This is a genomic window from Microbacterium sp. CJ77 (genome assembly GCF_002911615.1).
Classification (GTDB): Bacteria; Actinomycetota; Actinomycetes; order Actinomycetales; family Microbacteriaceae; genus Microbacterium.
Genome location: NZ_PQBR01000007.1, coordinates 305,844 through 323,424 on the forward strand (window position 1 = coordinate 305,844; position 17,581 = coordinate 323,424).

Sequence of the window (17,581 nt, forward strand, 5' to 3'; positions counted from 1 at the left end):
ATCGGCCACCGGGTCAGAGTGGCCGTGACACGGAACGGGGGTCAGTCTTTGGGCGTGTCGGCGACGTCTTCGGCCGCGTCGGAGACGGCCGCCGACGCACCGGACACGACATCGGATGCGGCGGCTTTCGCCGCGTCCACGGCATCCGAGGCGGCGGACACGGCAGTCGCCGCGGCATCCTTCGCGCCGCTCACGAACTCGTCGAACTTCGCCTCTTGGCCGCGGTAGGCCTCGCCGATGCGGTCGGTGAACTCACCGATGCGTGCGTCGACCTCGGCGAGAAGCTCGTGACCGGTCGGATTCTTGTTGATCACGTGGGCAGCGGCGAAACCGCCGGCGATACCGATCAGGAACCAGAGCAGGCTCTTCATGTCACCACTTCCTCGCGCTCGTGGGCCGCACGCGCGGCCCTGATACATCGTAGTGTCCGACGACGAAGGGCGCCCGGATCCTCGCGGATCGGACGCCCTTCGGTGATTTCGCTGTGCTGCGCGAAGTCGCGGTGCTCAGCGCGCCGCGTAGTACTCGACGACGAGCTGGACGTCACACGTCACGGGAACCTCGGCGCGCTTCGGGCGACGGACCAGGCGGGCCTGGAGTGTCGACAGGTCGACCTCGAGGTACCCCGGAACCGGGGGCAGAACGTCGGCGTGACCACCGGCGGCGGCGACCTGGAACGGCTCGGTGCCCTCGCTCTTGGGCTTGACGTGGATCATCTGTCCCGGCTTGACGCGGAACGACGGGCGGTCGACGAGCTGGCCGTCGACGAGGATGTGGCGGTGCACGACCAGCTGACGGGCCTGCGCCGTGGTGCGGGCGAAGCCCGAGCGCACGACGAGAGCGTCGAGACGCTGCTCGAGCAGCTCGACCAGGTTCTCACCGGTCAGGCCGGACTGGCGACGCGCCTCGTTGAACGTGTTGCGCATCTGCGCCTCACGGATGCCGTACTGGGCGCGAAGACGCTGCTTCTCGCGCAGTCGGACGGCGTAGTCGCTGTCCTGCTTGCGCTTGGAGCGGCCGTGCTCGCCGGGAGCGTAGGGGCGCTTCTCGAGGAACTTGGCGGCCTTCGGGGTGAGGGCGATGCCGAGCGCGCGCGAGAGACGGGTCTTGCTGCGGGTCCGTGACTTAGTGGACACGTTTACCTTTCGTGACGTACGAACGTGGAGTACCCCGGCTCGCGCGCAGCGGACCGAGGGAAGTGAAGAGGGGTGTGCCAGGGGCGTCCGGCTACAGGACGACACCCGTCGCTTCTTCTCGCGCAGCCGCACGCTCGACAGAAACTTAGGCCAGCGAGAATCCTAGCACGTCAGTCCTGGGAGCCCAGGATCCGGCGGATCTTGTCCAGTCGTGTCCGGATGTCGCGTTCCGCACCCCGCGGGGTCGGTTCGTAGTATCGGACGCCGCGCAGGGGGTCGGGCAGGTACTGCTGCGTCGCAACGCCCACCTCGGTGTCGTGCGGGTAGATGTAGCCCTTGCCGTGGCCGAGCTTCTTGGCTCCCGCGTAGTGCGCGTCGCGCAGGTGCAGGGGAACCGTGCCTGCCCGACCGCCGCGGACGTCGGCGATCGCCTTGTCGATCGCGAGGTACGCCGCGTTCGACTTGGCGGCGGTGGCGAGATAGGCGGTGGCTTCCGCCAGCGGAATACGCCCCTCGGGCATCCCGATGAATTGCACCGCGTCCGCCGCGGCGACCGCGATCGGAAGCGCCTGCGGGTCGGCCAGGCCGATGTCTTCGGCCGCCGAGATGATCAGGCGCCGCGCGATGAACCGCGGGTCCTCGCCCGCCTCGATCATGCGGGCGAGATAGTGCAGCGAGGCATCCACATCCGAACCGCGGATGGACTTGATGAACGCGCTGATGACGTCGTAGTGCTCGTCGCCCTGCCGGTCGTATCGGAGCAGGGCTCGGTCGACGGCTTGGGCCACGACGTCGTCCGTGATGACCGGCTTCTCTCGATCCGCCTCGTCGTCATCGCCATCATCGTCTTCGGCCGTGGCCTCCGCGCCGACCATCGAGGCCGCCGCTTCGAGCGCGGTCAGGGCACGCCGTGCGTCACCCGAAGACAGACGCACGAGTGCCGCCCGGGCGGCGGGATCGACGGTCACCGCCCCCGCGAGACCCCGGGCATCCGCGACCGCCCTGTCGAGCAGAGACCCGAGCTCGTCGTCCGAGAGCGGACGGAGCGTGAGCAGGAGCGAGCGAGAGAGCAGCGGCGACACGACCGAGAACGACGGGTTCTCGGTCGTCGCGGCGATCAGCACGACCCAGCCGTTCTCGACGCCCGGCAGCAGCGCGTCCTGCTGCGCCTTGGTGAAGCGGTGGATCTCGTCGAGGAACAGGATCGTGGATGTCCCGTACAGGTCTCGCTGCGTCAGCGCCTCTTGCATGACCTCGCGGACGTCCTTCACGCCCGCGGTCACCGCCGACAGCTCGACGAAGCGACGACCCGACGATCGTGCGATCGCCTGCGCGAGGGTCGTCTTGCCGGTGCCGGGGGGTCCCCACAGGATGACCGATACGGCACCGGTCGAGGCGCGATTCGGGTCGGCCAGCGCCACGAGGGGCGAACCGGGACGCAGCAGGTGTTCCTGCCCCGCGATCTCGTCGAGCGACGACGGGCGCATGCGGACGGCGAGGGGCGTCGACCCCTGGAACAGCGCTTGCGTACCCGTCACCGTCCCAGGCTAGTCGGGGCCTCCCCCACGCGTTCCGCCCGACCAGCCCGATCCCCTCCAGCGCCCATTCCGCCCGCCTCCGCCTGGCGACCCCGACCCCACACGAGCCGACACACTGCCGCGAGCGGTCGCGACATGCCGTTCGACGCTCCGACCACACGGCATGTTGCGTCCGTTCACGAGTTTGGTCGCCCGCCTCGCCCGTGCGTAGAGTTCAGGCGATCGACCTCGGGAGCATACGGATGGCGAAGCCAGACAAAGAGCGCGCAGAGCGCGAGCGAGCACGCGTCTACCAGGCACGCCTGCAGCTGCGCGAGTCACAGGTGCGTCGCCGCCGACGCGACACGGTCGTCGCATCCGTCGTCGGGGGAATCGTCATCCTGGCCGCGATCGGTGGCCAGTTCGCGTTCTACTCGGCGGGCCCTGGCGCCCTGCTCCCCGCGGACTCCCCCTCCCCGGCCCCGTCGTCGACGCCGGGCGTCTCGTCCGATCCGGTTCCCGGGCCGACGACCACCCCCTGACCCGTTCGGACCGTCGTACTAGGCTGGGGGAGTTTCCGCTCCCCACAGCAAGAGGTGCACCGTGTCCCCCGAGTCTGCTTCCACCCCTGACCTGGCGTGGGGCCGCGTCGACGACGACGGCACCGTCTCTGTCCGCGAGGTCTCTGCCGAGGACGGCACCGACACGTGGCGTGTCGTCGGTCAGTATCCCGACGGAACCCCTGACGAGGCACTCGCATACTTCGCGCGGAAGTTCAGCGACCTGGCCGACAAGGTGCGACTGCTCGAACAGCGCCAGCGCGGCGGCGGTGCTTCGGCATCCGATCTGACCACAGCGGCGAAGCACCTGCGCTCCGAGATCGACGGAGCTTCGGCTGTCGGAAACCTCGCGAACCTGACGGGTCGCGTCGACGCGCTGCTCGAGGCGCTGAGCGCCGCGACCGCCACCGAGGCCGCCGCGGCGAAGGAGGCCGTGAATGCGGCCGTCGTCGAACGCACCGAACTCGTCATCAAGGCCGAAGCGCTCGCGGCCCGCGACCCCAAGTCGGTGCAGTGGAAGCAGGCCACGCAAGAACTGAACGACCTGTTCGAGGCATGGCAGGCACACCAGCAGAACGGGCCGCGACTTCCCAAGCGCGAATCGCAGGACCTCTGGAAGCGATTCCGCGACGCGCGCGCCACGGTCGAGAAGCACCGCCGCGAGTTCTTCGCGGAGCTCGACGAGACGCACAAGGGCGCCCGCGACCGCAAGGCGCGTCTCGTCGAGCGCGCCGAGGCACTCCTCCCGAAGGGCGAGGACGGCATCCCGCTGTATCGTGCCCTGCTGGACGAGTGGAAGGCCGCCGGTCGCGCGGGCAAGAAGGTCGACGACTCGCTGTGGGCCAAGTTCAAGGCCGCGGGCGATGCGCTGTACGCCACGCGCGCGGAGAAGGAAGCCGCCGAGGTCGCCGAGTCCGCACCGAAGATCGAGGCCAAGCAGGCCCTGCTCACCGAGGCGGCCGCGGTCGCCGACGAGCGCGACCTGACGGCGGCCCGTTCGCTGCTCGCGTCGATTCAGCGACGTTGGGACGAGATCGGGCGCGTGTCGCCGCGCGAGCGGGACCGCTCGCTCGATGACGGGATGCGCAAGATCGAGCAGGCGCTCAAGGCACGTGAAGAGGTCGACTGGAAGCGCAACAACCCCGAGACCAAGGCCCGCGCCGGCGACATGGCGCGCCAGCTCGCGGATGCGATCGCCAAACTCGAGGCCGAACTCGCCGCCGCGACCGCCCAGGGCGATAACGCGGCCGTCAAGCGGATCTCAGCGGATCTCGACACCCGCCGCGCCTGGCTCCAGGTCGTCGACGGCTAGACCTTCTCCACAGATGTGCCCGCGGCATCCGTCGGCACACCGCGCGTGCGATTCAATCGGTGCCATGCATTGGCCCCTGGTCTACCTGCCCGACGAGCGCCTGTCGACTGCCGAGCTGTCGGCCGCGCGCCTGGATGGCGATCTCGTCGAGATCGGTGACGGGTACATGCCGGCGGATGCCGTCGAGAGCACCGCTATGCGAGCCGCGTCCCTGCGGTCGATCTGCGGAGGCCGACTCATCGTATGTTCGTGGAGCGCCGCGTGGGTCTACGGGGCACTGAGCGACCCGCCATCGCGCCACACGGTGATGCGCGGGGCTGCGCATCGCGTCGGCAATCTGATCGATCGCCGGGCGATCTTCCACGATGTCGGCGTCGAGGATGACGACGTGAAGGATGTCGCGGGTGTGCTCATCACGTCTCCACTACGAACCCTGATCGACGTGGCGCGGCGCATTCGCGAGCCCCAGCATCGCGAAAGCGCGAAGTTCGTCGTCGGGGCGCTGATCGAGTCCGGGCTGGTCGATCCCCGGGACGGGCTCGCCCGGATCGACGCCCACATCCGGCTCACCGGCTCGAAGGATGCGCGTCGCGAACTGGTCCACCACGTCGAGAAGAGGCTCTCGACCGCATGAACAGTTGAGCAGCCGCGCGAATGCGAATGTGCGGGCGTTCAGCCGGTCGTGACGCGGTAGACGTCGTAGACGGCGTCGATCCGTCGAACCGCATTCAGCACGCGGTCGAGATGGACGATGTCCCCCATCTCGAACACGAACTTGCTGAGCGCCAGGCGCTCGTGGGTGGTCGCGACGGTCGCCGACAGGATGTTGACGTGGTGCTCGGTGAGCACCCGCGTGACGTCCGAGAGCAGACCCGAGCGATCCAGAGCCTCGACCTGGATCTGCACCAGGAAGATTCCCTTGGTCGTGGGAGCCCACGACACTTCGATCATGCGATCCGGATCGGCCGTCAGGGAATCGACGTTGGGGCAGTCGGTGCGGTGCACCGACACACCGCTCCCCCGCGTCACGAAGCCGACGATCTCGTCCCCGGGGACGGGCGTGCAGCACTTCGCGAGTTTCACCAGGATGTCGGCGGCACCCCGCACGAGCACGCCCGTGTCGTTCGCGCGCGGCGTGCGGGGACGACCGAGGTGAGGCAGCTCGACCGGCCCGGTCGACGTGTCCTCTTCCGTCGCGACGAGCGCGGTGACCTTCTCGATGACCGACTGGGTGGAAACGTGGCCCTCGCCGACGGCGGCGTAGAGCGCCGAGACATCCTCGTAGCGCAGCTGATGGGCGACCTCGCCGAACGAGTCCTGATTCATCAGACGCTGCAGGGGCAGGTTCTGCCGACGCATGGCGCGGGCGATGGCTTCCTTGCCCTGCTCCACGGCCTCTTCGCGCCGCTCTTTGGTGAACCAACCGCGGATCTTGTTGCGCGCGCGGGTGCTCTTGACGAAGCTCAGCCAGTCCTGGCTGGGGCCGGCGTCGGGGTTCTTCGAGGTGAAGACCTCGACCACGTCACCTGACGACAGCGAGGAGTCGAGCGGAACGAGGCGTCCGTTGACCTTCGCTCCCATCGTGCGGTGTCCGACCTCGGTGTGCACCGCGTAGGCGAAGTCGACGGGCGTGGCCTCGGCGGGCAGCCCGATGACGCGACCCTTCGGCGTGAAGACGTAGACCTCTTTCGCGCCGATCTCGTAACGCAGAGAGTCGAGGAACTCGCCCGGATCGGCGGTCTCGGCCTGCCAGTCCGAGATGTGCGCGAGCCACGCCATATCGGCGTCCGGAGCCTTGGGGTCGGCCTTGCCGCCGTTGACGCGCTCCTTGTACTTCCAGTGGGCCGCGACGCCGTACTCGGCCTGCTGATGCATCTCGTTCGTGCGGATCTGGATCTCGACCGTGCGGCCGCCGGGGCCGATGACGGTCGTGTGCAGCGACTGGTAGAGGTTGAACTTGGGCGTCGCGATGTAGTCCTTGAAACGGCCCGGAATGGGGGTCCAGCGCGCATGGATCGCGCCGAGCACGGCGTAACAGTCGCGCACGGTCGACACCAGCACCCGGATGCCGATCAGGTCGTAGATGTCGTCGAACTCACGGCCGCGCACGACCATCTTCTGGTACACCGAGTACAACTGCTTCGGCCGCCCGGCGACACGGCCGCGGATTCGCAGCTCGCGCAGGTCTTCCTCGACCGAGCCGATGACATTGTCGACGTACTCCTCGCGCTGCGGGGTGCGCTGTTTGACGAGGCTCTCGATCTCGGCGTAGAGCTTGGGGTGCAGGACGGCGAAGGACAGGTCTTCGAGTTCGGCTTTGATGGCCTGGATGCCGAGGCGGTGCGCGAGCGGCGCGTAGATCTCGAGCGTCTCGGTGGCCTTCTTGCGGGCCTTCTCGGGAGGAACGAAGCCCCACGTGCGCGCGTTGTGCAGGCGATCCGCCAGTTTGATGACGAGCACGCGGATGTCCTTGGACATCGCGACGATCATCTTGCGCACGGTCTCGGCCTGAGCCGCGTCACCGTACTTGACCTTGTCGAGCTTGGTGACGCCGTCGACGAGCATCGAGACTTCATCGCCGAAGTCGGCGGACAGCTGGTCGAGGCCGTACGCGGTGTCTTCGACGGTGTCGTGCAACAGTGCAGCGGCAATCGCCTTCGGACCGAGCCCGAGTTCGGCGAGGATCTGCGCGACGGCGACCGGGTGCGTGATGTACGGCTCGCCGCTCTGGCGCAGTTGGCCCTGGTGCGCACGTTCGGCCACGACGTATGCGCGCTCGATCAGCGCGAAGTCACCCTTCGGATGATTCGCCCGCACCGTGCGAATCAGGTGCTCGACCCCGCCGCGGCGGGTGGAGCGCGAGAAGATCCGCGGGACGAGCCGACGAAGGCTCGATGCCTGCGGGGCGGGCGGCAGGATTTCGGTCATGCCGATACCCCCTCCGCCTCGATAGCGCGGTGTGGCACCACCCCGCCGGATCGGACCATCCTACGCCCGTGCACGGGCGCGATCGCCGGCATGGGCGCCGTGCTCAGCTCTCCACCGCGGCGAGTTCGCGGGCGGCGCGGACTCGCGCGTCGCGCTCGCGCAGCTGGGGCTCGCCCTCGCGGAACAACGAGTACAGCGGCGCCGCGACGAACAGCGTCGAATACGCCGCGACGATGATGCCGACGGTGATCGACAGCGAGATGTCGCTGAGCGTGTCGGCACCGAGCCAGAGCGCGCCGATGAACAGGATCGCCGCCACCGGCAGCACCGCGACGATAGAGGTGTTGATGGAGCGCACGAGGGTCTGGTTGACCGCCAGGTTGACGGACTCGCCGAAGGTCCGGCCCGTTGTGAGCCCGTCCTCACTCGTGTTCTCGCGAATCTTGTCGAACACGACCGTGGTGTCGTACAGCGAATAACCGAGGATCGTCAGGAAGCCGATCACGGCCGCCGGTGAGATCTCGAATCCCGCCAGCGCGTAGATGCCGACCGTGATCACGAGCACGTCGACCAGGCCGAGGATCGCGGCCGCCGACATCTTCCAGGTACGGAAGTAGATCGCGAGGATCAGGAAGGTCAGCGCGAGGAAGATCGCGAGCCCCCACAGCGACTGGCGTGTGACGTCCTGGCCCCAGGTCGGGCCGATGAACGAGGTCGTGACCTCTTCGGGTGCGACGTCATACGCGGTCGCGAGCGCCGCGCTCACCGCGAGAGTGTCGTCAGCGCTCATCTGATCGGTCTGCACACGGATCGCCGTCCCCCCGATCGTCGTGACCTTGGTCGTCGCATCGGGCACGACCGTGTGCACGGCGTCGGTCGCCACGAGCTGGTCGGGCTGTTCGAGACCCGAAACGGTGAACTGCGAACCGCCCGTGAACTCGATCGAGAACTGCGGCGGCTTCGCGAGCAGGCTCACCGCGGACCCGAGCACCAGCACGATGGCCAGGATGAACCACAGGCGGCGACGCGCGACGAAGGGGACGGACAGCTTGCCCGTGTAGAGGTCATTGCCGAACTGGCTCATCGAGCGCATCAGTCGTTCTCTCCCGGGTTCTTCGGCGCGGCTTTCGACGAGCCCGTGAGCTCGGCCCGCTTGCGTTCCGCGATCGTCTGTCGACGCTCGGCCTCGCCGCGCGAGCGGGCGACGCGCTTGGAAGCCTTCGCCCCCTCGGAGCTCGTCGGCGCCTTGAACTCCGACCTGTTGCGATAGACCGCACCGAGCGCCATCGGATCGAGACCCGAGAGCGGATGACCCTGACCGAAGAACCGTGTGCGCGCGAGCAACTGCATGACCGGATGCGTGAAGATCACGAAGATCAGGATGTCGATCAGGGTCGTGAGGCCGAGCGTGAAGGCGAAGCCCTTCACCGTGGCGTCGGCCAGGATGTACAGCACGACAGCGGCGAGGATGTTGATCGACTTCGAGATGTAGATGGTGCGCTTCGCCCGAGCCCAGCCATCCTCCACCGCGCCCGTGATGCTCTTGCCGTCACGCAGCTCGTCTCGGATCCGCTCGAAGTAGACGATGAACGAGTCCGCCGTGAACCCGATGGTCACGATCAAACCCGCGACACCGGCGAGCGAGAGGCGGAAGCCCATACGCCACGACAGGATGCAGAGCATCACGTAGGTCAGCACGCCCATGACGATGAGCGAGGCGATGATGACGAAGCCGAGCGCCCGGTACGAGATGAGCGAGTACAGGGCGACGAGCGCGAGGCCGATGAGCCCCGCGATCAGGCCGATCTGCAGCTGTTGCGAGCCGAGCGTCGCGGAGATCGTGTCGGAGCTGACGACCGTGAAGCTCAGCGGCAGGGCGCCGTACTTGAGCTGATCCGCGAGCGACTTCGAGCTCTCCTGGGTGAAGTTCCCGGTGATGCTCGGTCGACCGTCGAGGATCAGACCGTTCATCGACGGTGCCGAGATGACCTTGCCGTCGAGCACGAACGCGAACTGGTTGAGCGGCGCCGTGGCGCCGAAGAGCCGCTGGCTAACCTCGCCGAAGACCTTCGTGCCGTCCGCGTCGAGCGTGAGCTGCACCGACCACTGGTTGTTGGTCGTGTCGAGCCCGAAGGTGGCGTCGTCGATCGCGGTGCCGTCGATCTCGACGGGTCCGAGGATGTATTTCGCGCTCCCGTCGGCCTCGCAGGTGATCAGGGGCTGATCGGCCGGGGCGTTGGCCGGGTCGTTGTTGGGATCGGCACAGTTGTAGGCCAAGAACTGGGCCTGCAGCGCATCCGTGATCCAGGCCGGGTCGCTCGCGTTGGAGGGCTGCGTCGCCGGAGTGGACGGCAGAGCCGGGTCGGGCGTCGGGTAGGGCGTCGTCGCGCCGTCCTCGCCGACGAACTCCGTCGCGGGACTGCCGCTGAAGATCACGGGGCGCAACTGCAGCTGCGCGCTGGCCTGGATCCGCTCGCGTGTCTCTTCGTCGGCCGTGCCCGGAATCTGCACCACGATGTTGCGACCACCCTCGGTGGCGACATCCGCTTCGCCGACACCCGACGCGTCGACACGCTGACGCATGATCGTGACGGCCTGTTCGAGCTGCTCGGAGGTCGGCGCCGCGCCGTCCTCGGTCTGCGCCGCGAGGATGATCTGGGTGCCGCCCTGCAGGTCCAGCGCGAGCTCGGGGGCCCAGGTGCTCTGCTGGAACACGTACACGCCGAGCGCGTTGATTCCGAACAGGACGCCGATGATCGCCAGCAGGCCGATCAGGGCCCGCCAGGCGTGGCGGACAGGGGAAGAAGTCGCCACCGGGGCTCAGCTTTCTCGAAGAAGAACGGGGGTCCGCGCGGTGGGAGTCAGGCCTCGGGGTTGTTCTTTCGTTCGGCGGCACGCTGGTCGGCTTCGGCCTGCGCGCGCAACTCGGCCTTGTGGTCGTCGCTGAGCGACGAGATCTCACCATCCGCGACACCCGCGACGTACTCCGCCTCGGACGCCTCGGCCTCGATGAACTCGTCCTCCGACACGACACCCTCTGCGGGGTCGACGACGCGGAGGATCGCCTGGCTGTGCACCTTGATCTCGACGCCCGGGGCGATCTCGATCAGGGCGGGCTGGTCGAGGTTCTCGGGGTCGAACTCCACGATGGTTCCGTACAGACCGCCCTGCAGCAGCACCTCGGCGCCGGGCACGGTCTGGCGGGCCTTCTCGGCCTGCTCGACCTTGGCGCGCTGCATCCGTCGACGCGAGTTCCAGAACATGAAGCCGAGCAAGCCGACCAGGACGACGATGAGCAGGATGTCCATGAAGAGTGGTGCCTTTCGGGGGCGCGCGAGCACGCGAAGGGGGGCCGGGCGACAGGTGGCCGGAAGCCTTCAGCGATTATAGGTCATCGAGTCTGAGCGCGTCCTGCGCCTGAGGGGCGCCCACGTGCGCGTAGGCCGCGGGCGTCGCCACCCGGCCACGCGGGGTGCGGCCGAGGAATCCGATCCGCACGAGGTAGGGCTCGACGACGCTTTCGACGGTCTCGGACTCTTCGCCCACCGCGATGGCCAGCGTGCTGAGACCGACCGGCCCGCCGCCGAAACGGAAGACGAGGGCGTCGAGCACCGCGCGGTCGAGGCGGTCGAGGCCGATCGAGTCGACGTCGTACAGCTCGAGCGCGGCACGGACGGCAGCGAGGTCGCCGGCCTCGGCGTGCACGAGCATGAAGTCCCGGACGCGTCGCAGCAGACGGTTCGCGATGCGTGGGGTTCCGCGTGAGCGTCTGGCGATCTCGCCGCGCGCTTCGGGGCTGAGGTCCACCCCGAGCATCCCCGATGACCGTTCGATGACGCGTTCGAGATCGGATGCCTCGTAGAACTCGAGGTGCCCGGTGAAACCGAACCGGTCGCGCAACGGGTTCGGCAGCAGCCCCGAACGGGTCGTCGCGCCTACCAGCGTGAACGGAGCCAGGTCGAGCGGGATGCTCGTGGCCCCGGCGCCCTTGCCCACCATGATGTCGATCCGGAAGTCTTCCATCGCCAGGTAGAGCATCTCTTCCGCGGAGCGCGCCATCCGGTGCACCTCGTCGATGAAGAGCACCTCGCCGGGCGTCAGGCTCGACAGCAGCGCCGCGAGGTCACCGGCATGCTGGATCGCGGGTCCGCTCGAGAGCCGCAACGGACGCTCGCTCTCGTGCGCCACGATCATCGCGAGAGTGGTCTTGCCCAGTCCCGGAGGACCGGACAGCAGGATGTGGTCGGCCGGTCGTTGCTGAATCCGCGCGGCATCGAGCAACAACTGCAGTTGCCCGCGCACCTTCGGCTGACCGACGAAATCCGCGAGCGAACCGGGGCGCAGCGCACCCTCGATGGCCAACTCGGACTCTTCAGCGACCGGATCGACCTCGCGGAACGCGCCATCCTCCGCTCCGGGATCAGCCACGGACGCCACCCTGTCGTGCGGGTCCGAGCGCCGCGAGCGTGACCCGCAAGAGCGCCGAAACACTCGCCCGGTCGGCCTCGCTTGCCTCTTCCGCCGCCGTCGTGACGGCCTCGGCGGCAACCCGCTCGGGCCAGCCGAGCCCCACGAGCGCCTGCGCGACCTGTGTCACGATGTCGGTGCTGGGAGTCGCGGACGTAGCCGACCGGGGCGCGACCGGGGCGATCTTGCCCGAGAGCTGCAGGACGATGAGCTTGGCGGTCTTCGGGCCGATGCCCGATACCTTGCGGAACGGTGCGTCGTCTTCGGCATGCACGGCCTCGGCGATGCGCTCGACCGTGAGCTGAGACAGAACACCGAGAGCCGACTTCGGGCCGACACCCGTGACCTGCAGGAGCAGCGAGAACACCTCAAGCTCTTCACGCGTCGTGAATCCGAAGAGGGAGAGCGAATCCTCGCGCACGATCAGGCTGGTGTGGAGCGCCAGGGTCTGACCGGCGTGCGCGGTTCGAGCGATATCGACGGGCACCGCGACGCTCAGGCCGACTCCCCCGACCTCGATCACGACCGAGTCCGCACCGGCATGCAGCACGACGCCGCGCAGTGACGAGATCATGTGTCGATCCTAGATCGATAGTCGTAGGTATGTTCGAGCGACACGCAGAGGCGATGGCGGATGCGTCAGCGCGAGCTGCGGACCAGGCGCTCGGCGTGGGCCCACGCGCGTTGCGCCGGGGTCAGCGGCGTCGAGCCCTGACCCCCTGTGGACCCCCCGGATCGCCACGCGTGACAGAGCGCCAGGGCCAGGGCATCCGCCGCGTCCGCGGGCTGGGGCAGCGCATCGAGCCGCAGGACCCGCGCGACCATCGTCTGAACCTGCCGCTTGTCCGCCGCGCCGTAGCCCGTGATCGCGGCCTTGACCTCGCTCGGGGTGTGGGTCTCGGCGGGCAGACCGTGCTCGGCCGCGAGCAGCAGGGCGACCCCGCTCGCCTGCGCCGTGCCCATGACCGTCCGCACGTTGTGCTGCGCGAAGACACGCTCGACCGCGACGACGTCGGGCCGATGCTCGGTCAGCACCGCCCGGATCCCCGCCGCGATCGTCGCGAGGCGCTCCGGAAGGGGCATGTCGGAGCCGGAACGGATGACGCCGACGTGCACGAGTCGACCCGACCGATCGGGTTCCACGTCCACGACGCCCACGCCGCAGCGAGTCAGCCCGGGGTCGATACCGAGCACGCGAAGGGAACGGGTGCGCACTCCCCCACGCTAGGCGCGCTGGATGCAACGCGCGTCGAGGCGCGCCCTACTCGTCGTTCTCGAGCTCTGCCTGGACCTCGGGGGTCAGGTCGAAGTTCGAGTACACGTTCTGCACGTCGTCGCTGTCTTCGAGCGCGTCGATCAGCCGGAAGACCTTGCGTGCGGTCTCGGCGTCGACCTCGACCTTGAGACTCGGCACGAACTCCACGTCGGCGGATTCGTAGTCGATGCCCGCGTCCTGCAGAGCGGTGCGGACCTTGACCAGGTCCGTGGCCTCGGTGATGACACCGAATCCATCACCGTGCGGCTCGATCTCTTCGGCACCGGCGTCGAGCACCGCGAGCATCACGTCATCCTCGCTCGCGCTGTCGGCCGAAACGACGATGACGCCCTTGCGGTGGAAGTTGTAGGCGACGCTGCCGGGGTCGGCCATCGTGCCGCCGTTGCGCGTCATCGCCGTGCGCACCTCGGCGGCGGCGCGGTTCTTGTTGTCGGTCAGACACTCGATCAAGAGAGCGACGCCGTTCGGGGCATAGCCCTCGTACATGATCGTCGTGTACTCGATCGACTCGCCGGTCAGGCCGGCGCCGCGCTTGATGGCGCGATCGATGTTGTCGTTCGGAACAGAAGTCTTCTTCGCCTTCTGGACCGCGTCGACCAGCGTCGGGTTGCCCGACATGTCGGCGCCGCCCATCTTGGCGGCGACTTCGATGTTCTTGATGAGTTTGGCGAACGACTTGGCACGGCGCGAATCGATGATCGCCTTCTTGTGCTTGGTCGTGGCCCACTTGGAATGGCCGGACATTCCTCCAGTTTACGACGCGGACGGATCCTGCACCGAACCCCGCGAGGCGACGATCTTCTGGAGGGTGCGCAGGTTGCGGTTCGTGGTGCGGGTCTTGTACGTCGTCTTCGCGAGGAGCTTCGCGAACGGGGTGTCGGTCGAGCTGCCCTTCGGCGGGTTCCAGTACACGACACCCGGGCCCGCTGAAACCGGGTCGATCGCGGAATCGAGGGACGCCGCGGCAACCGTCAACTCATTCCGCGTCACGGAGTCGACGCAGAACACGACCCAGGGCTGCCGCGTGTCGTCGGTCGCATCGAAGGGGAAGGATGCGATGGCCGCTTCGATCTCCGCACGCGCCACCAGCACGATCCAGGCGTCGTAGCCGAACCGATCACCGAGAGCCGCCTCGATCGCCGGCTTGAGATCGTCGCGCGAGCGTTCCGATGCGAACGCGGCGTTTCCGCTCGCGAGGACGGTGCGCACCTCGGCCAGCCCGAGACCGGAGAGCACGTCACGCAGCTCGGCGCTGCGGATCGTGATCCCGCCGACGTTCACTCCGCGCAGCAGCGCCACCCATTCGGTCACGTCGTCACCCTAGCCTCGGGCCACGACATCCGTCCGTTCGGAAGGTCTTGTCACGACGGAGGGCCGGATGCCAGGCTTCGGCCCTCCCGAATGACCACGACCTCCCGGCCGAACGCACACCGCACCCCGATCACGCGGATCCGCGCACAGCCTCCAGGAACAGCTGGTGGAATCGGCGCTCGCCCGTCACCTCGGGGTGGAACGCGGTGCCCATCAGGGCCCCCTGGCGGACAGCGACGACGCGACCGTCGTGCAGCGCGGCCAGCTCTTCCACGGCCGGACCGTGCTGCTCGACGAGTGGCGCACGGATGAAGACGGCGTGGACGGGTGGCGCACCCAGCACGGGCACCTCGAGCTCCGTTTCGAACGACTCGGTCTGCCCGCCGAAGGCATTCCGGCGCACCGTCACGTCGAGCCCGCCGAACGTCTCCTGCCCGACGATCCCGTCGGTGATGCGATCGGCGAGCAGGATGAGTCCGGCACACGTGCCGTACATCGGCATCCCGGCCGCGATCGCATCCCGGATGGGCTGCTGCATCCCGAACGCCCGCGACAGCTTGTCGATCGCGCTCGACTCGCCGCCGGGCAGCACGAGTCCGTCGACGGCCGCGAGTTCGGCGGGGCGGCGGACGAGCGAGACCTCGGCACCCAGCTCGGTCAGGACGCGCGCGTGTTCGCGCACGTCGCCCTGGATCGCGAGCACACCGACGCGAGGACGGTCGTTCATGCCGCGGCGACTACCAGCCGCGCTCGGCGAGACGGTGCGGTGCGGGCAGATCGGCGACGTTGATGCCGACCATGGCCTCGCCGAGCCCGCGCGAGACATCCGCGACGACCTGAGCGTCGTCGTAGAAGGTCGTGGCCTTGACGATCGCCGCGGCTCGCTCGGCCGGGTTGCCCGACTTGAAGATGCCCGAGCCGACGAACACGCCGTCCGCGCCGAGCTGCATCATCATGGCGGCGTCCGCGGGAGTCGCGACACCGCCGGCGACGAACAGGACGACCGGAAGCTTGCCGGTCTCGGCAACCTCGGCAACGAGGTCGTAGGGCGCCTGCAGTTCTTTGGCGGCGACGTAGAGTTCGTCCTTCGTCATCGAACGCAGACGATTGATCTCGCCCGAGATCGTCCGGATGTGCTTGGTGGCCTCGGAGACATCCCCCGTGCCCGCTTCGCCCTTCGAACGGATCATCGCGGCGCCCTCGGTGATGCGACGCAGCGCCTCGCCCAGGTTCGTCGCACCGCAGACGAACGGAACCGTGTAGCCCCACTTGTCGATGTGATTGACGTAATCGGCCGGTGAAAGAACCTCGGACTCGTCGATGTAGTCGACGCCGAGTTGCTGGAGCACCTGCGCCTCGACGAAGTGTCCGATGCGGGCCTTCGCCATGACGGGGATCGACACCGCGGCGATGATGCTGTCGATCATGTCGGGGTCGCTCATGCGCGAAACGCCCCCCTGGGCGCGGATGTCGGCCGGCACGCGCTCGAGGGCCATGACGGCGACGGCTCCCGCGTCTTCGGCGATCTTGGCCTGCTCGACGTTGACGACGTCCATGATGACGCCGCCCTTCAGCATCTCGGCGAGGCCGCGCTTGACGCGGGCCGTTCCGGTGGTGGCAGAGGTCACAGTCGGGGTCCTTTCGCGGTGCAGCCGGCCGGAGCGGGTGCCGGCCGGTTTGGCATAGGCCAAAAGATAGCATGAGGTTGATACGGTCGACGCGCGAGCAGAGGATGCAGGTGGCACAACGGATCAGTGGCGGCACGGCGGCGGAGATCGCCGACAGCGTTCGCGCCCTGCTCGAGCGCGCGGACCTCGCGCCGGGCGACCTCCTCCCGCCCGTGCGCACTCTCGCCGACGAGCTCGGCGTCAATCGCAATACGGTCATGGCGGCCTACCGGCAGCTGGCCGGCGCCGGTTTGGTCATCACGCGCGGGCGGGCGGGCACGCGCGTCGTCGAACGCTCCCCCGTCGCGCAGGAGGGCTTCGCCGAACGCGGCTCGTTGCGCGATGTGGGCACGGGCAACCCCGACCCGCGCTTCATCCCCGATCCGTCCGCCGCGCTGGCCGCGATGGCCGGGCGTCCGATCCTGTACGGCGAGCCCGTCATCGACCCCGGCCTCGCCGCGTGGGCCGAGGAGTGGATGCGCGCCGACCTCGGCGATCGTCCGCATCGGCTCACCGTCACGAGCGGCGCGGTCGACGCGGTCGAGCGGATCCTGGCGCAGGCGCTCACGCGCGATGACGCGGTGGCGCTCGAGGACCCGTGCTTTCTCGCCAGCATCCAGACGGTGCGCCTGGGCGGCTACCGCGCCGTGCCGGTGCCCGTAGACGACGAGGGGATGACCGTGGACGGCCTCCGCGCGGCGCTCGAGCAGGGCGTGCGGGCCGTCGTCTGCACGCCGCGCGCGCAGAATCCGACCGGCACGAGCCTGAGCGCCACGCGAGCGGAGCAGCTGCGCGCGGTGCTCGCCGAGCATCCGTACGTTCTGATCATCGAGGACGACCATTTCTCGCTGCTCTCGCGCGAGCCCTTCCACTCGCTCGTCGGGCCGGACCATCGACGGTTCGCGCTGGTCCGCTCGGTCTCGAAATTCCTCGGGCCGGACATGTGCCTGGCGATCGTCGCCTCCGACCCGCGCACCGCCGATCGTCTCGCGCTTCGGCTCAGTCCCGGCACCACGTGGGTCAGTCATCTGCTGCAGCGGCTCGTCCTGGCCCTCGTCACGGACGACGGGGCGCGCGAAACGGTCTCGGCCGCCGCCGCGCACTACGCGGAGCGCAACGCCGCGTTCGCCCGCCTGCTGCGCGACGTCGGTCTGACCTCCGTCGGCACGGACGGCCTGAACCTGTGGGTGCCGTTGCCGGTACCCGCGTCATCCGTCGCGGCGGGGATGCAGGAGCGCGGATGGCTCGTCCGCACGGGCGATGAGTTCGTGCTGGGCGATCCCGCTGCGGCCCGGCACCTGCGTCTCACCGTGCACGATCTGTCCGATACGGACGCCGAGAGGCTCGCCGCCGACCTCGACGAGACGGTCTGCGCGGCTTCACGCACCGACGGAATGCGATGATCGT

The 17,581-nt window shown here is 68.5% G+C and carries 18 protein-coding genes; 4 read left to right on the forward strand and 14 right to left on the reverse strand.

Going from position 1 to position 17,581, the window contains the following annotated elements:
• Window positions 1-41: 41 nt before the first annotated feature.
• From C2868_RS17695 to C2868_RS07360, 3 genes are all read right to left on the reverse strand, one after another.
• Window positions 42-371, reverse strand: a complete 330-nt coding sequence (locus C2868_RS17695) for an ATPase (protein WP_232711171.1) — start codon at window positions 369-371, stop codon at window positions 42-44.
• 135 nt (window positions 372-506) lie between these two features.
• Window positions 507-1,136 (reverse strand): 30S ribosomal protein S4, encoded by a 630-nt coding sequence (gene rpsD / locus C2868_RS07355; RefSeq protein ID WP_100810717.1) that lies wholly within the window; start codon window positions 1,134-1,136, stop codon window positions 507-509.
• Between the two features lie 170 nt (window positions 1,137-1,306).
• Complete coding sequence (locus tag C2868_RS07360; protein ID WP_100810716.1) at window positions 1,307-2,674, reverse strand: replication-associated recombination protein A; 1,368 nt, start codon at window positions 2,672-2,674, stop codon at window positions 1,307-1,309.
• 242 nt (window positions 2,675-2,916) lie between these two features.
• Here C2868_RS07360 and C2868_RS07365 point away from each other — a divergent pair, with 242 nt between their 5' ends.
• The 3 genes from C2868_RS07365 to C2868_RS07375 all read left to right on the forward strand — a co-directional run bounded on the left by C2868_RS07365 (window position 2,917) and on the right by C2868_RS07375 (window position 5,159).
• Window positions 2,917-3,195, forward strand: a complete 279-nt coding sequence (locus tag C2868_RS07365; RefSeq protein ID WP_100810715.1) for a dioxygenase — start codon at window positions 2,917-2,919, stop codon at window positions 3,193-3,195.
• A gap of 61 nt (window positions 3,196-3,256) precedes the next feature.
• Complete coding sequence (locus C2868_RS07370; protein WP_100810714.1) at window positions 3,257-4,525, forward strand: DUF349 domain-containing protein; 1,269 nt, start codon at window positions 3,257-3,259, stop codon at window positions 4,523-4,525.
• Window positions 4,526-4,589: 64 nt separating this feature from the next.
• Window positions 4,590-5,159 carry a type IV toxin-antitoxin system AbiEi family antitoxin gene (locus C2868_RS07375; protein ID WP_100810713.1) on the forward strand — a complete coding sequence of 190 codons (570 nt, stop codon included), beginning with the start codon at window positions 4,590-4,592 and terminating at the stop codon, window positions 5,157-5,159.
• Between the two features lie 38 nt (window positions 5,160-5,197).
• On the opposite strand, the gene C2868_RS07380 is transcribed toward C2868_RS07375, so the two are convergent.
• The 11 genes from C2868_RS07380 to pdxS all read right to left on the reverse strand — a co-directional run bounded on the left by C2868_RS07380 (window position 5,198) and on the right by pdxS (window position 16,135).
• Window positions 5,198-7,453 (reverse strand): bifunctional (p)ppGpp synthetase/guanosine-3',5'-bis(diphosphate) 3'-pyrophosphohydrolase, encoded by a 2,256-nt coding sequence (locus C2868_RS07380; protein WP_100810712.1) that lies wholly within the window; start codon window positions 7,451-7,453, stop codon window positions 5,198-5,200.
• A gap of 103 nt (window positions 7,454-7,556) precedes the next feature.
• Window positions 7,557-8,546 (reverse strand): protein translocase subunit SecF, encoded by a 990-nt coding sequence (gene secF / locus C2868_RS07385; protein WP_100810711.1) that lies wholly within the window; start codon window positions 8,544-8,546, stop codon window positions 7,557-7,559.
• Window positions 8,546-10,267: a protein translocase subunit SecD gene (gene secD / locus C2868_RS07390; protein ID WP_100810710.1), complete on the reverse strand. Its 1,722-nt coding sequence runs from the start codon at window positions 10,265-10,267 to the stop codon at window positions 8,546-8,548. The genes secF and secD overlap by 1 nt, the downstream gene beginning before the upstream one ends.
• A 47-nt stretch (window positions 10,268-10,314) precedes the next feature.
• Window positions 10,315-10,761 carry a preprotein translocase subunit YajC gene (gene yajC, locus C2868_RS07395; protein ID WP_100810709.1) on the reverse strand — a complete coding sequence of 149 codons (447 nt, stop codon included), beginning with the start codon at window positions 10,759-10,761 and terminating at the stop codon, window positions 10,315-10,317.
• 76 nt (window positions 10,762-10,837) lie between these two features.
• Window positions 10,838-11,881: a Holliday junction branch migration DNA helicase RuvB gene (gene ruvB, locus C2868_RS07400; protein WP_100811317.1), complete on the reverse strand. Its 1,044-nt coding sequence runs from the start codon at window positions 11,879-11,881 to the stop codon at window positions 10,838-10,840.
• Window positions 11,874-12,494, reverse strand: coding sequence for a Holliday junction branch migration protein RuvA (gene ruvA / locus C2868_RS07405; RefSeq protein WP_100810708.1), 621 nt, complete (start codon window positions 12,492-12,494; stop codon window positions 11,874-11,876). The genes ruvB and ruvA overlap by 8 nt, the downstream gene beginning before the upstream one ends.
• A 65-nt stretch (window positions 12,495-12,559) precedes the next feature.
• Window positions 12,560-13,135, reverse strand: coding sequence for a crossover junction endodeoxyribonuclease RuvC (gene ruvC, locus C2868_RS07410; protein ID WP_103663097.1), 576 nt, complete (start codon window positions 13,133-13,135; stop codon window positions 12,560-12,562).
• Between the two features lie 46 nt (window positions 13,136-13,181).
• Entirely contained in the window at window positions 13,182-13,940 is a 759-nt protein-coding gene (locus C2868_RS07415; RefSeq protein ID WP_100810706.1) for a YebC/PmpR family DNA-binding transcriptional regulator, read from the reverse strand.
• A gap of 9 nt (window positions 13,941-13,949) precedes the next feature.
• Entirely contained in the window at window positions 13,950-14,507 is a 558-nt protein-coding gene (locus C2868_RS07420) for a DUF1697 domain-containing protein (RefSeq protein WP_100810705.1), read from the reverse strand.
• A 130-nt stretch (window positions 14,508-14,637) separates the two neighbouring features.
• A complete protein-coding gene (gene pdxT / locus C2868_RS07425) occupies window positions 14,638-15,234 on the reverse strand; it encodes a pyridoxal 5'-phosphate synthase glutaminase subunit PdxT (protein WP_100810704.1) in 597 nt (198 codons plus the stop codon).
• Window positions 15,235-15,244: 10 nt separating this feature from the next.
• Window positions 15,245-16,135, reverse strand: a complete 891-nt coding sequence (gene pdxS / locus C2868_RS07430; RefSeq protein ID WP_100810703.1) for a pyridoxal 5'-phosphate synthase lyase subunit PdxS — start codon at window positions 16,133-16,135, stop codon at window positions 15,245-15,247.
• 104 nt (window positions 16,136-16,239) lie between these two features.
• Here pdxS and C2868_RS07435 point away from each other — a divergent pair, with 104 nt between their 5' ends.
• A complete protein-coding gene (locus C2868_RS07435) occupies window positions 16,240-17,577 on the forward strand; it encodes an aminotransferase class I/II-fold pyridoxal phosphate-dependent enzyme (RefSeq protein ID WP_100810702.1) in 1,338 nt (445 codons plus the stop codon).
• The last annotated feature ends 4 nt before the right edge of the window (window positions 17,578-17,581 follow it).

Excerpts from the sequence above, each read along its gene's own strand:
- C2868_RS17695 (WP_232711171.1), bottom strand. The coding sequence starts at position 371 with ATGAAGAGCCTGCTCTGGTTCCTGATCGGTATCGCCGGCGGTTTCGCC.
- C2868_RS07365 (WP_100810715.1), top strand. The coding sequence starts at position 2,917 with ATGGCGAAGCCAGACAAAGAGCGCGCAGAGCGCGAGCGAGCACGCGTC.
- C2868_RS07375 (WP_100810713.1), top strand. The coding sequence starts at position 4,590 with ATGCATTGGCCCCTGGTCTACCTGCCCGACGAGCGCCTGTCGACTGCC.
- C2868_RS07380 (WP_100810712.1), bottom strand. The coding sequence starts at position 7,453 with ATGACCGAAATCCTGCCGCCCGCCCCGCAGGCATCGAGCCTTCGTCGG.
- secF (WP_100810711.1), bottom strand. The coding sequence starts at position 8,546 with ATGCGCTCGATGAGCCAGTTCGGCAATGACCTCTACACGGGCAAGCTG.
- yajC (WP_100810709.1), bottom strand. The coding sequence starts at position 10,761 with ATGGACATCCTGCTCATCGTCGTCCTGGTCGGCTTGCTCGGCTTCATG.
- ruvA (WP_100810708.1), bottom strand. The coding sequence starts at position 12,494 with ATGATCTCGTCACTGCGCGGCGTCGTGCTGCATGCCGGTGCGGACTCG.
- C2868_RS07415 (WP_100810706.1), bottom strand. The coding sequence starts at position 13,940 with ATGTCCGGCCATTCCAAGTGGGCCACGACCAAGCACAAGAAGGCGATC.
- pdxT (WP_100810704.1), bottom strand. The coding sequence starts at position 15,234 with ATGAACGACCGTCCTCGCGTCGGTGTGCTCGCGATCCAGGGCGACGTG.
- C2868_RS07435 (WP_100810702.1), top strand. The coding sequence starts at position 16,240 with ATGCAGGTGGCACAACGGATCAGTGGCGGCACGGCGGCGGAGATCGCC.